The sequence below is a fragment of the Klebsiella sp. CN_Kp075 genome (genome assembly GCF_040065055.2).
GTDB lineage: Bacteria > Pseudomonadota > Gammaproteobacteria > Enterobacterales > Enterobacteriaceae > Klebsiella > Klebsiella aerogenes.
In genome coordinates this window covers 2,920,881-2,933,946 of sequence record NZ_CM198050.1, presented here as the reverse complement: position 1 = coordinate 2,933,946, position 13,066 = coordinate 2,920,881, and the positions used below count along the sequence as shown (strand labels likewise).

Annotated in this window: 9 protein-coding genes; 4 read left to right on the top strand and 5 right to left on the bottom strand. The window is 55.9% G+C overall.

Translation table 11 applies throughout. The annotated features are described in order from the left end of the window. Positions 1-3: 3 nt before the first annotated feature. On the top strand, positions 4-1,629 hold the full coding sequence (gene yqeB / locus ABLV78_RS14085) for a selenium-dependent molybdenum cofactor biosynthesis protein YqeB (RefSeq protein ID WP_047042750.1): 1,626 nt from the start codon (positions 4-6) through the stop codon (positions 1,627-1,629). A gap of 232 nt (positions 1,630-1,861) precedes the next feature. On the opposite strand, the gene arcC is transcribed toward yqeB, so the two are convergent. From arcC to ygeW, 5 genes are all read right to left on the bottom strand, one after another. Then, complete coding sequence (arcC, locus tag ABLV78_RS14080) at positions 1,862-2,794, bottom strand: carbamate kinase (protein WP_047042754.1); 933 nt, start codon at positions 2,792-2,794, stop codon at positions 1,862-1,864. An 11-nt stretch (positions 2,795-2,805) separates the two neighbouring features. Continuing rightward, positions 2,806-4,212 carry a dihydropyrimidinase gene (gene hydA / locus ABLV78_RS14075; protein WP_047042757.1) on the bottom strand — a complete coding sequence of 469 codons (1,407 nt, stop codon included), beginning with the start codon at positions 4,210-4,212 and terminating at the stop codon, positions 2,806-2,808. Positions 4,213-4,263: 51 nt separating this feature from the next. Beyond that, complete coding sequence (locus ABLV78_RS14070; RefSeq protein WP_015705213.1) at positions 4,264-5,475, bottom strand: YgeY family selenium metabolism-linked hydrolase; 1,212 nt, start codon at positions 5,473-5,475, stop codon at positions 4,264-4,266. 63 nt (positions 5,476-5,538) lie between these two features. Beyond that, the gene (gene dpaL, locus ABLV78_RS14065) at positions 5,539-6,738 is read right to left on the bottom strand and encodes a diaminopropionate ammonia-lyase (protein ID WP_045392528.1); all 1,200 of its coding nucleotides are present in this window, start codon (positions 6,736-6,738) and stop codon (positions 5,539-5,541) included. 59 nt (positions 6,739-6,797) lie between these two features. Continuing rightward, positions 6,798-7,985: a knotted carbamoyltransferase YgeW gene (ygeW, locus tag ABLV78_RS14060; protein ID WP_015366901.1), complete on the bottom strand. Its 1,188-nt coding sequence runs from the start codon at positions 7,983-7,985 to the stop codon at positions 6,798-6,800. A 485-nt stretch (positions 7,986-8,470) separates the two neighbouring features. On the opposite strand from ygeW, the gene ABLV78_RS14055 reads away from it, so the two are divergent. The 3 genes from ABLV78_RS14055 (at position 8,471) to ABLV78_RS14045 (ending at position 12,962) form a co-directional block, all read left to right on the top strand. Beyond that, positions 8,471-10,249, top strand: coding sequence for a sigma-54 interaction domain-containing protein (locus tag ABLV78_RS14055; RefSeq protein WP_047042759.1), 1,779 nt, complete (start codon positions 8,471-8,473; stop codon positions 10,247-10,249). A 279-nt stretch (positions 10,250-10,528) separates the two neighbouring features. Continuing rightward, a complete protein-coding gene (locus ABLV78_RS14050) occupies positions 10,529-12,178 on the top strand; it encodes an OFA family MFS transporter (RefSeq protein WP_047042761.1) in 1,650 nt (549 codons plus the stop codon). Between the two features lie 148 nt (positions 12,179-12,326). Continuing rightward, entirely contained in the window at positions 12,327-12,962 is a 636-nt protein-coding gene (locus ABLV78_RS14045; protein WP_015366898.1) for a carbonic anhydrase, read from the top strand. Positions 12,963-13,066 lie beyond the last annotated feature (104 nt).

Here is a 13,066-nt window from a genome sequence, read left to right as displayed (position 1 = left end):
GTTATGAATATTTTCTCTGAAGCGGCAAAACTCGAAGCACAGAATCGCCCGTTTGCCCTGGCGCAGATTGTCGATAGCCGCGGCTCAACGCCGCGCCATTCGGCGCAAATGTTAATCCGTGAAGATGGTTCGATAGTCGGCACCATCGGCGGCGGCATGGTTGAGCGTAAAGTGATTGAACAGGCGCTGGAAGCGCTCAGCGAAAAAGCGTCGCGCATGTTTCATGGGCGGATGGCGCGCAGCGGCAGCGATGCGGTCGGCTCCGATTGCGGTGGGGCGATGTCGGTCTATATTAGCGTACATGGCCTGCGCCCGCGGCTGGTGCTGATCGGCGCCGGGCACGTTAACCGCGCGGTGGCGCAAAGCGCGGCGCTGCTGGGTTTTGAGGTGGCGGTGGCCGATATCTATTCTGAAAGCCTGAACCCCGACTATTTTCCGCCGACAACGCAGTTGCTGCATGCTGAAACCTTCAGCGAGGCAGTGGATTCCCTGGCGATCCGCGGTGATGACTTTGTGTTAATCGCCACCAATAACCAGGACCGTGAAGCGCTGGATAAACTGATTGAACGGCCGGTCGCCTGGCTTGGGCTGCTGGCCAGCCGCCGTAAAGTCCAGGTATTTTTACGCCAGCTGCGGGAGAACGGCGTTGCCGCAGAACATATTGCCCGCCTGCACGCGCCGGTTGGCTATAACATTGGCGCCGAAACGCCGCATGAGATAGCGATTAGCATTCTGGCGGAAATCCTGCAGGTAAAAAATCGCGCGCCCGGCGGCCTGCTGATGGCGGCTGCCACGCCTGCGCAGCAGCAGTTGGTCGCTATTCGCGGCGCCGGCGATATCGCCAGCGGCGTGGCTCTGCGCCTGTGGCATGCGGGGTTCAAAGTGGTGATGCTGGAAGTGGCGAAGCCGACGGTTATCCGCCGCAGCGTCGCTTTTGCCCAGGCAGTCTTCGACGGTGAAATGACGGTAGAAGGGGTGATGGCGAAGCGGGTGTCATCCGCTCAGGAGGCCATCCAGGTGATTGAGAATGGCGTGATTCCGGTATTGGTGGATCCGCTGTGCGAATCGCTGACTGAACTGCGTCCTGTCTGCGTCGTGGATGCCATTCTGGCGAAAGAGAATTTTGGTACGCAACGAGAAATGGCGCCGGCGGTAATTGCGCTGGGCCCGGGTTTTTGCGCCGGCGTGGATTGTCATGCGGTGATTGAAACCAATCGCGGCCATTGGCTAGGGCAGGTGATTTACGATGGCAAAGCCCAGGAGAACACCGGGATTCCTGGTAATATTCTTGGGCATACTTCACGACGGGTGATCCGCGCCCCGGGTGCCGGGGTGATGCATGCGAAGGTGGCGCTGGGGGATATCGTTAATGAAGGCGATATCATCGCCACTATCGGCGAGGCCGAGATTATTGCGCCACTAAGCGGTATGGTGCGAGGTTTGCTCAGCGATGGGTTAGTGGTCGATAGCGGCTTTAAAATTGGCGATATCGACCCGCGCGGCGCCAGCGCCGATTTTACCAGCGTCTCCGATAAGGCGCGCGCCATCGGCGGCGGGGTGCTTGAGGCGCTGATGACGCTGATGAATCAGCGGGTAAAAGAGAAAAGCGTATTGTTGTCGGTGGCGTAGATAGCGGCACGAAGCCGCTTTTTTGCCGGGTGGCGGCTACGCCTTACCCGGCCTACCGTTCGTGCGACCGGCCTTTAATTTATTCACTACGCTGGATGAAGCCGGTGTTGGTGGCCTCAAAATCCCCGGTGGCGCTAACGCTTACCGGGGCTACAGTACTGTGCGGTCTGGTAGCCCGGATAAGGCGCAACGCGCCGCCTCCGGGAAAACAGTATCTACATTTCGTACCTTTTTACCCTTCAATAACCGTACCGGTTTTTCCTTCAATTCCTTCTTTGGCTTTATTTAATACGGTGATGAGCGCTTTGCGCCCCGGACGTGAACGGGCGAATGACGCGGCGGCCTCAACTTTCGGCAGCATCGAACCCTTAGCGAAGTGACCCTCACGAATGAACTGTTCAGCATCGCTGAGCGACAGCTTATCCAGCCACTGCTCGTTGGGTTTGCCAAAGTTGATCGCCACTTTCTCGACCGCGGTCAAGATGATCAGCATGTCGGCGTCGATCATCGCCGCCAGTTTAGCGCTGGCCCAGTCTTTATCAATTACCGCGCTGGCGCCGCGCAGATGATTGCCTTCGCGGATTACCGGGATCCCGCCTCCGCCCGCGGTGATCACCACGTGACAGGCATCCATTAGCGCTTTTACCGTCTCTTTCTCAATAATATCGACCGGCTGCGGCGAGGCGACAACCCGGCGATAGCCGCGCCCGGCATCTTCTTTCATGACGTAGCCCTGACGCGTGAGCTGTTCCGCTTCCTGCTCGGTGAAAAAAGAGCCGATAGGTTTGGTCGGATTTTTAAACGCCGGATCGTTGGCGTCGACTTCCACCTGGGTGATGATTGTCGCCACCGGGATATGCATCGATCGCGACAGCAGCTCCTCGCGCAGGGCGTTTTGCAGGTCATATCCGATATAGCCCTGGCTTAGCGCCACGCAGACCGACATGGGCAACATCGGGGTATGGGCCTCGGTTTTGGCTGCGGCTTCGAAAGCAAGGTTAATCATCCCAACCTGCGGGCCGTTGCCGTGGGTCACGACCACCTGGTGGCCATGGGCTATCAGGTCGACAATAGCCTGCGCGGTTTGCTTGACGGCCTGCATTTGCCCGGCCAGATCCTCGCCAAGTGCGTTACCGCCGAGGGCGAGTACAATTTTCTTACTCATGAATGCCTCACTTAAGATGTGGTTCCGCTGACCGGAAGGTGAGCGGTAGAAAAGGGGTCGCGGCGTAAAAAACGCCCCTGGCCAGCGCTGCCGGTGAAGGTGCCGTTATCGAAAATAACCCGGCCATGCGATAAGGTCTGGCGAATCGCGCCCTGGCAAATAAAGCCCTCCCAGGGCGAATAGTCGGCGTTGTCATGCAACATCTCATGGCGGATCGTGGTGGTGCGCTGCGGATCGATTATGACGACATCGCCGTCTGCGCCGGGTGCCAATAGTCCTTTTTTCGGCCACAGGCCAAATAGCTTCGCGGGGGTGGCGCTGGTGAGCGCGACGAAACGCTGCGGTGAGATCCGCCCGGTCATGACGCCGTGGGAAAACATGAGCAACAGGCGGTTTTCCACCCCAGGTAGGCCGTTCGGACAGCGGCTGAAATCGCCGCCGGAGAGCTGCTGGCGTTGGGCCATCGAGAAAGCGCAGTGATCGGTCGCCACCACGTCGATCGAGCCATCGGCGATACCGCACCACAGCGCATCATTGTTGCTGGCGTTGCGCAGCGGCGGGCTTAACAGATATCCCAGCGCGTCTTCGCGTTCATAGCACCGGTCGTCAAGCAGCAGATATTGCGGACAGGTTTCAATCCACACCGGCTGATGCCGCCGCTGGGCGAGACGCAGATAATCCAGCCCCAGGCCGTTGGAGAGATGAACGATATACAGCGGCGCATTGTCGGCGAGCTGGGCGAGGTTGATCATCCGCGCGATAGCCTCCGCTTCACACTCCAGCGGGCGGCTAAGGGCGTGGTAGCGCGGCGCGGTTTTGCCGGCCGCCAGAAATTCGGCCCGTTTACGGGCGATAGCGGCGTCGTTTTCCGGATGAACGGTGGTTAGCGCGCCGGCGCGGTGGAGATGGCGCATCGCCTGAAGCACTTCGTCATCGTTCAACTTATACTGGTAGGTCAGGTAGAGCTTGAAGCTGCTAATCCCGGCATCCACCATCATCGGGATTTCATCGAGGATGGCATGGTTGATATGCTGGATAACGCCGTGAAAACTGTAGTCGATCACCGCTTTGTAGGCGGCATATCCGTGATAGGCCTCTAGCTGGTGACGAAGGCGGCAGCCGGCGGGGCCGAAGCCCATATGGTCGACGATAGTGGTGGTACCGCCGCAGGCGGCGGCGCGGGTGCCGGTGAAGAAATCATCGCAGCTGCGGGCGTGCCCGGTATCGATATTAAAGTGAGTATGAACGTCAATGCCGCCGGGCATGACGTAGCAACCCGCGGCATCGATAGTCTGGCAAGGTTCGGTCGGGGTTATCCGTTCGGCGAGCTGGCTGACCAGGCCGTTTTCAATCAGCAGATCCTGTTTTGCCTGGCCGTCGGCGTTGACCACGATGCCGTTTTTAATCAGTACGCGCATAAAAACTCCAGACTCCCGCCGACGCGCGGCGGGAGGAATAACCGTACGAACTTACTCCGTTGCCAGCCAGCTCAGCGGGATTGCGGCGTACATCGCGGCGCAGGTCACCAGATGCTGTTTCCAGGTTTTTTCATTTGGCGCATGGGCTTCCGGCTCTTTACCCGGACCGAAACCGATAACCGGGATGCCGTGACGGCCCATGATGGAAACGCCGTTGGTGGAGAAAGTCCACTTGTCGACCACCGGCGCTTTACCGAACAGCCCTTCATAGGCGTTGCTGAGCGCGCGTACGGTGAAATGATCCTCTTCAACTTTCCAGGTCGGGAAGTAGCATTCCGTTGGATAAACCAGTCCGGTCCATGACGGGCGTTCATAGTTGTACATTGAGACCACGGCGCCAGCCTTCTGCACGGCAGGCAGAGCGCGGATCTCATCCAACGCGCCTTCCCAGGTTTCGCCCCAGGTCAGACGGCGGTCGATAGAAACCGCGCAGCTGTCGGCAACCGCGCAGCGGCTTGGTGAGGTGAAGAAAATTTCTGAAACGGTGAGGGTGCCTTTACCCAGGAATTCATCGTTGCCCAGGTTATGGGACAGCTCTTGCAGCTCGTTAAGAATCGGCCCCATTTTGAAGATGGCATTATCGCCGCGCTCCGGCGCCGAGCCGTGGCAGCTTACCCCCTGAACATCGACGCGAATCTCCATACGCCCGCGCTGGCCGCGATAGATTTGGCAATCCGTCGGCTCGGTACTGACCACGAATTCCGGGCGAATGCCGGACTGTTCGATGATGTACTGCCAGCACAGACCGTCACAATCTTCCTCCTGAACGGTACCGGTCACCAGCAGGGTATATTCATCTTCCAGACCGAGGTCCTTGATGATTTTTCCAGCGTAGACCATCGACGCCATCCCGCCTTCCTGGTCGGACGCGCCGCGCCCGCCGATCAGCTCATCGGTTTCCATCCCCTGGTAGGGGTCGAAGGTCCAGTTCTTGATGTTACCGATGCCGACGGTATCGATATGCGCGTCCATGGCGACCAGTCGTGGGCCGTGGCCGATATAGCCCAGCACGTTGCCCATCGGGTCGATCTCGACTTTATCGAAGCCGACTTTTTCCATCTCTTCTTTAATACGATGCACGACGCGTTTTTCGTCACAGCTTTCGCTGGGGATGGCGATCATATCGCGCAGGAAGCGGGTCATATCCTGCTGGTAGTGGTTTGCTTTTTCGACAATCAGTTTGAATGGAATGTGCTTAGCCATGAATTAACTCTCCGGTCCTGATTTCCCGCTTCGCGGGATGAATATGTTGAATAAATTGAACGTTTATTGTGCTGCCGGCAGCTTGCCTTCCCAGACGACCTCGCGGTAATGCTGCACGTCGGTGTCGCCTTCGGTGCTGATGACCAGCACCACGGAGTGGTTATCAAGCCCCAGTTTGTTCATCAGCGCCTGGCGCTGCGGATGGAAGTGGACGGCGGCCAGCGTCCCGAGCCCGACGGCGCCGGATTCCCCGGAGATAACCCGGTGATCATTGCCGACGGGATTACCGAGTACGCGCATACCGAGGGCGGCAACGGCATCCTGGCAGGAGATAAATTGGGTGGCGCAATTGCGCAGGATTTCCCAGCCCAGCGGGTTAGGTTCGCCGCAGGCCAGTCCGGCCATGATGGTGGCCATGTCGCCGCCGACGTTGACGATGTCGCCTTTTACCCCGGAGCGATAGATGCAGTCCGCCAGTTCAGGTTCGACGATCACCGAGTGCAAATCGCGGGCGCCGAAGACGTCGACCAGATAGCCGAGCACGCCGCCTGCCATCGCGCCGACACCGGCCTGCAGGAAGACGTGGGTAGGGCGAGCAATGCCCATCGCCGCCATCTGTTCTACCGCTTCATCGGCGAGGGTGGCGTAACCTTGCATAATCCAGGTTGGGATTTTGGTGTAACCTTCCCATGCGGTGTCCTGTACCACTTCCCAGCCGTTTTTCTGCGCGGTTTGCATGGTAAAGCGCACGGTATCGTCGTAGTTCATATCGGTAACGATACATTCCGCGCCGAGGCGCAAAATGGCATCCACGCGTTCCTGCGCTGAACCTTTCGGCATGTATACCACCGCGTTTTGCCCTAGCTGCTGGGCGGCCCAGGCGACGCCGCGCCCGTGGTTGCCGTCGGTGGTAGTGGCGAAAGTCATCTTCTCTTTGATGGTGGATTTCAGGGTATCAAACGAGAAGGCGTTAATATCGAGACGGTATTTTTCACACAACAGCTGGGCGATGGCGTAGGCGCCGCCGAGCATTTTGAAGGCGTTGAGGCCAAAGCGCTGGGATTCATCTTTTACCAGGATGTTCTTTACGCCGAACAGCGCCGCCAGTTCCTTCAGGGCATACAGCGGCGTCGGTTGGTAACCGGCGATTTTTTGATGAAAATGACGCGCCTGTTGCGCCTGCTGACGGGAAAACAGCGGCGAGGTTTCACCGGTAAAGAAGCGGTTGTCGGCAATATCCATTTTCAGCGAAAAAGCAGACATATTCTGTCCTTATCCTTCTTTGGAGTCGGGGAAGCCGGCCCGCAGACCGGCTTGCGAGGTTATTTGATGCGTTTTTGCGCGTCCTGCAGCAGTTGCTCCAGCAACTGACCGGGTTTGGCATATTTGCGACAGAGGATCATGGCGGCGATGATGTACGGCTTCCAGCTGGCCTCTTTATAGGTGGCGATACGGTATTTTTCGAACACCGCTTCGGTGACTTCGCCTTCCTCGCAGGAGACGCCGGTAATATCCGCCGGCAGGCAGTGCATATACAGCGCGTCACCGTCTTTGGTGTGCTTCATCATCTCTTCGGTACAGTGCCAGTCTTTGTGATTGGCGTTCTGGGCGAGACAGGCTTTTTCCAGTGCTTTCAGCCCGTCATGGTCGTTGGCGCGCAGTAGCTCGGTGCGCTGTTCCATCACTTTGTATGGCGCCCAGGATTTCGGGTAAACGATATCGGCGTCTTTAAAGGCTTCCGCCATATCGGTGACCTGACGGAAGCTGCCGCCGGATGCCGCGGCGTTTTTCTTCGCCACTTCGATAACATCCGGGATCAGATCGTAGCCTTCCGGATGGGCGAGGGTGACGTCCATACCGAAGCGGGTCATCAGACCGATGATCCCCTGCGGAACGGAAAGCGGTTTGCCGTAGCTGGGCGAGTAGGCCCAGGTCATGGCAATTTTTTTACCTTTCAGATTTTCCAGCGAGCCGAAGTGTTCACGCAGCCAGGCCAGATCGGCCATCGCCTGCGTCGGATGGTCGATGTCGCACTGCAGGTTTATTAATGCCGGGCGCTGCGGCAGTACGCCCTGTTTGTGGCCGTCATCCAGCGCTTCGCCGACTTCACGCATATAAGCGTTGCCGGCGCCGAGATACATATCGTCGCGAATACCGATGGCGTCAGCGCAGAAGGAGATCATATTGGCGGTTTCACGTACCGTTTCACCGTGGGCGATCTGCGACTTGCCTTCGTCGAGGTCCTGCTGCGCCAGGCCGAGCAGGTTTAACGCCGAGGCATAAGAGAAGCGGGTGCGGGTCGAGTTATCGCGAAAGACCGAAATACCCAGCCCGCTGTTAAAAACTTTGGTAGCGATGTTTTCCGCCCGCAGCGTTTTCAACGCCGCGGCGACATCCAGCACCTGCTTCAGCTCGTCCGGCGATTGCTCCCACGTCAGCAGGAAGTCTTTTTCATGCAGGTTGGAGTTGAGCTTATTGATATCCTTGATCAGTTCGTTAACAGTTTTCATATTTCGATCCTGGTAGTGAATGACGGCTTATTGATTGCTGTGCAGTCGAAATGACATTGATGTAAGTGGCGACGGCCAGCGCTGTATTACCACTAACAATAAGCGTGCCAGTTGTAATTCAGTCGCGGTGCGCGAGCGAAAAAGTCGGGAATTATGCGAGGCAGGTCACGAAAAATGGCTTATAACGGTCAATTGATAGAAATGAAATTCATTCGCCAGTTGTCACGATAAATTTAATTTGATCCATCAGACGAGCGTGGATATCGTTCTGCGACGGTGATTTCGACACCAAAATGATAATTTTGGCCTGTGGATTATCATATTGAGAGGAAAATGTGATACCTCTTCCATATTTTCTTTAAGCCGTAAAAAAGCGCAGGGTTGGTACCTTTTTTCAAGTTGCGCAGCGGTAGTATGATAAACGCAGAATAAAAAGAGTCGATCTTCAGCATTCTCTTTCGGCTACTGATATTAAAAGGTCAATTATGATTCCCTCCAATTCTCTATCCGTTTTAATGCAGATTCAGCCAACGATTCAACGTTTTGCCCGCATGCTCTCCAGCGTGTTACAACTCGAGGTCGAGATTGTCGATAATACGCTGTGCCGCGTCGCCGGTACCGGCGCCTACGGTAAATTCCTGGGGCGAAAATTAAATACAGATTCGCGACTTTTACGTTACATAATAGAAACAAAAAAAGAAAAGGTCGTGACTCATTCGCGTTTTGACCCCTTGTGTAAGGGGTGTACCAATAAAGAGAACTGTAAAGAGAAGGCATTTCTGGGCACCCCGGTCATTTATCAGGAACAGTGTGTCGGGGTTATTAGCCTGGTCGCCCTAACTCGCGAGCAGCAGGAGCGAATTAATGACAACCTCCACGAGTTCTCAGATTATGTACGACACGTTTCTTCAATATTTGTCTCCCGCCTGTTAGAAGACCAGGGTGGGGGAGACAATATGCTAAAAATGTTTTCCACCATGATTGAAAACATGGATCAGGGCGTGCTGGTGGTTAGCCAGGATCAAAAAGTTAAATTTGCCAATCAGGCGGCAATGAAAATCCTTGGCGCGAATCACGGTAGTATGATTGGTAAAACTATTCATTTTCGTCCGCTGACTTTTGCGCAAAATTTTATTCGCGGCCACGTTCAGCACGTCATTTCTTTTGATGATAAGAAAGAGCTGATTATCGGCCAGCTGCACGCTATTCAGGATCAATGGCTGTTCTTAATGGCCTTCCATCAGTCGCATTCGTCGGCCGATCTGGCGCCGCCGCAGGATGGCCCGCAGATTGAACAGATGGTTGGCGAATGTCGGCCAATGCGTCAGCTGAAAAAACTGATTACCCGTGTGGCGCCAAGCCCGTCGAGCGTAATGATCGTCGGCGAAAGTGGAACCGGCAAAGAGGTGGTCGCTCGCGCGGTGCATAAGCTCAGCGACAGACAGGCAAAGCCTTTCATCGCCATCAACTGCGCGGCCATCCCCGAGCAGCTACTGGAGAGCGAGCTCTTTGGTTACGTCAAAGGCGCATTTACCGGGGCGTCGGCAAACGGCAAGACCGGGTTGATTCAGGCAGCTAATCACGGCACGCTGTTTCTCGATGAAATCGGCGACATGCCGTTAACCCTGCAGGCTAAGCTGCTGCGGGCGATTGAATCGCGCGAAATTCAGCCGGTGGGGGCGAGTCATCCGGTGCCGGTCGATATCCGCATTATTTCGGCCACTAACCAGAATCTTGAGCAGTTCATTGCCGAAGGCAAATTCCGCGAGGATTTGTTCTATCGGCTTAATGTCATCCCACTGCGCCTGCCGCCGTTGCGCGAGCGTCAGGATGATATCGAATTGCTGATTCACTATTTCCTGCACCTGCACACCCGGCGGCTGGAGCTGGTTTATCCCGGCGTGTCCCCGGAAGTTATCGCCTTACTGAAGAACTACCGTTGGCCGGGCAATATTCGCGAGCTGAGTAACCTGATGGAGTACCTGGTTAACGTGGTTCCCTCCGGTGAGGTGATCGATCTGTCGCTGTTGCCGCCAAATCTTATCAGCAGCGGCAAAGTCAACGAGCGTGAAAGCACCGGGGCGGCGCCAGCCAGCGTTGCGAAAGAAGAAGAGGGGGGAACGGCGCTGGAGGAGATGGAAAAGCAGATGATCCGCGATGCTTTGACGCGTTATAGCAATAAAAAGCAGGCCGCCGATGAACTCGGGATCGGCATTGCGACGCTATATCGTAAAATCAAAAAATATGAACTGGTCGGGGTTTGATAACCCGTATCACTCTGAGAGCAATGTTTATCAAAATCGCCGATCGTTATTGATCTGGCATGCATCACGCGCCGAATGCCCGGAAAAGAGAAAATCACTACCGATGATTTTCTCTTTTTTTACAGCTTTCAACTCCTCCCTCATGGCTTAACTGTTCTGCTTGCTCGCTTCAGTCACCATTTTCTGTTCGTTTTTTCAGCAGGTGGCATTGTTCTTGCCTTTACCGTTTGCCATCGGCTGCTGCGATAGCCGGCAAACAAACATGATAAGGACAGGAACATGGTGCAGATAAATGAGAATCTCGCGACTCCGCCCGTTTCATCGTTGAGTCGTTTTTTTGCTAAGCCCCGCATTATTGCTAAACCTGGATTTAACCGCTGGTTGGTCCCACCGGCGGCGCTGGCGGTGCATTTGTGCATTGGTATGGCCTACGGCTTTTCAGTCTACTGGCTGCCAATGTCGCAGCTGATCGGCGGCAGCGCGCCGCTGCAGTGTCCGGTCGATATGTCATTCTGGCAGCAACTGGTTACCCGCCAGTGCGACTGGAAAATTTCCCTGCTTGGCTGGACCTATACGCTGTTCTTCGTTTTTCTCGGCTGCTCCGCGGCGCTCTGGGGGAGCTGGCTGGAGAAGGTTGGCCCGCGTCTGGTGAGTTTCGTTGCAACCCTTTGCTGGTGTGGCGGCCTGCTGCTGGCGAGCGCGGCAATCTATTTTCATCAGCTGTGGCTACTGTGGTTGGGCGCCGGTGTGATTGGCGGCATTGGCCTGGGGCTTGGCTATATTTCGCCGGTCTCAACGCTGTTGCGCTGGTTTCCCGATAAGCGGGGGATGGCCGCGGGAATGGCGATCATGGGCTTCGGCGGCGGGGCGCTGGTGGGGGCGCCGCTGGCGAATTGGCTGATTAATTTTTTCGCCGATGGTCAGGAAACTGGGGTATGGCAAAGCATTCTGGCGCTGGCGGTGATTTATGCGCTGTTTATGCTCTGTGGGACATTCGGCTATCGCCTGCCACCGATGGGCTGGCATCCGCGCGGCGCGAAAGCGCAGCAAGTCATCGGCAAACAGCCAACCATTCAGGTTCACGTCAGCGTCGCGTGGCGCACTCCGCAGTTCTGGCTGCTGTGGCTGGTGCTGTGGCTTAACGTTACCGCCGGGATCGGCATTCTCGGCATGGCCTCGCCGATGCTGCAGGAGATTTTTGCCGGTAAGTTACTATCGCTGGATCTGGGCTGGCAGGAACTTAATACAGAACAGCTGAAGCGCATCGCGACGATGGCGGCGGGATTTACCGGCCTGCTCAGCCTGTTTAATATTCTGGGGCGCTTTTTCTGGGCTTCTGTTTCCGATATGTGCGGCAGGAAGGTCACCTTCGCGCTGATCTTCTTTCTGGGAACCCTACTTTACGGCACGCTGCCGCTCATTAACCACGGCGGCTACGTGGCGTTTTTTGTCTGTGCGCTCTGCGTGATTATCTCTATGTACGGCGGCGGGTTCGCGACCATCCCGGCGTATCTCGCCGATGTATTTGGCTCACAAATGGTTGGCGCGATCCATGGCCGTCTGCTGACTGCCTGGTCGGCGGCCGGGATCAGCGGCCCGGTGCTGGTCAACTATTTGCGTGAATACCAGCTGGCGCAAGGCGTGGAACCCGCGAGAATATATGACATCACGCTGCTGGCGTTGACCGGGTTGCTTATCATCGGCTTTATTTGTAATCAGCTGGTTCGGCCGATTTCGCAGAAATATGCCATGACCGCGGAGCAACAGCAGCAGGCGAGGGGCCTGTATACTATCAATAAAGACGCGCAGCTGAGCTGGGAACCGACGCCCGCGCCGCTGCTGCTGACGCTAAGCTGGCTGGCGGTCGGCATACCCTTGCTGTGGGGGATGGGGACCACCTTGCAACAAGCGGTGAAGTTCTTTATGTAGACCCACAGAGGTAAGCACCCAAAGGAGAGGTTGGGTGCTTATTGTGCAGCTATTACCAATAACGATTCCCATTCTGCGCTTCGGTGATACACTAACTAAATGTGATCTTTGTCATATCGTAATTACTACAGAGAAAAGAGACACTGCTATGCAACATATCATTGAGGGCTTCCTCAACTTCCAGAAAGAGATTTTCCCGCAACGCAAAGAGCTCTTCCGCAGCCTGGCGTCGAGCCAGAATCCTAAAGCGTTGTTCATCTCTTGTTCCGATAGCCGCCTGGTTCCGGAACTGGTTACCCAGCAGGAACCTGGGCAGCTGTTCGTTATTCGTAATGCCGGTAATATTGTGCCCTCATTTGGACCGGAGCCGGGCGGCGTGTCTGCCACCATTGAATATGCCGTTGTCGCCCTTGGCGTGACGGATATTGTTATCTGCGGTCACTCCAACTGCGGCGCGATGAAAGCCATCGCCACCTGCCAATGTCTGGAACCAATGCCTGCCGTTTCCCACTGGTTGCGCTACTCCGACGCGGCGAAAGCGGTGGTTGAGAAGAAAACCTGGGCCAGTGAAACCGATAAAGTGAACGGTATGGTGCAGGAAAACGTCATTGCCCAGTTGAACAACATTAAAACGCATCCATCGGTCGCGGTTGGCCTGCGTGACAAAACCCTGCGTCTGCACGGCTGGTTCTATGATATCGAAAGCGGCGATATTCGCGCGCTGGATAAAGACACCAAAACCTTCGTTTCATTGTCGGAAAACCCGGAAGTCTACTTCGAATAATATCCCCCAGGGCAAGGAAGCCCTGAGCATCGTAATAGATAATTCATGAGCCCATCTCATAGGTCTGTTCGTTAACACCTGGCTAATCAACGCCCTGCCAAGTT

Coding starts and splice junctions, on each gene's coding strand:
- yqeB (WP_047042750.1), top strand. CDS start 4: ATGAATATTTTCTCTGAAGCGGCAAAACTCGAAGCACAGAATCGCCCG.
- arcC (WP_047042754.1), bottom strand. CDS start 2,794: ATGAGTAAGAAAATTGTACTCGCCCTCGGCGGTAACGCACTTGGCGAG.
- hydA (WP_047042757.1), bottom strand. CDS start 4,212: ATGCGCGTACTGATTAAAAACGGCATCGTGGTCAACGCCGACGGCCAG.
- ABLV78_RS14070 (WP_015705213.1), bottom strand. CDS start 5,475: ATGGCTAAGCACATTCCATTCAAACTGATTGTCGAAAAAGCAAACCAC.
- dpaL (WP_045392528.1), bottom strand. CDS start 6,738: ATGTCTGCTTTTTCGCTGAAAATGGATATTGCCGACAACCGCTTCTTT.
- ygeW (WP_015366901.1), bottom strand. CDS start 7,985: ATGAAAACTGTTAACGAACTGATCAAGGATATCAATAAGCTCAACTCC.
- ABLV78_RS14055 (WP_047042759.1), top strand. CDS start 8,471: ATGATTCCCTCCAATTCTCTATCCGTTTTAATGCAGATTCAGCCAACG.
- ABLV78_RS14050 (WP_047042761.1), top strand. CDS start 10,529: ATGGTGCAGATAAATGAGAATCTCGCGACTCCGCCCGTTTCATCGTTG.
- ABLV78_RS14045 (WP_015366898.1), top strand. CDS start 12,327: ATGCAACATATCATTGAGGGCTTCCTCAACTTCCAGAAAGAGATTTTC.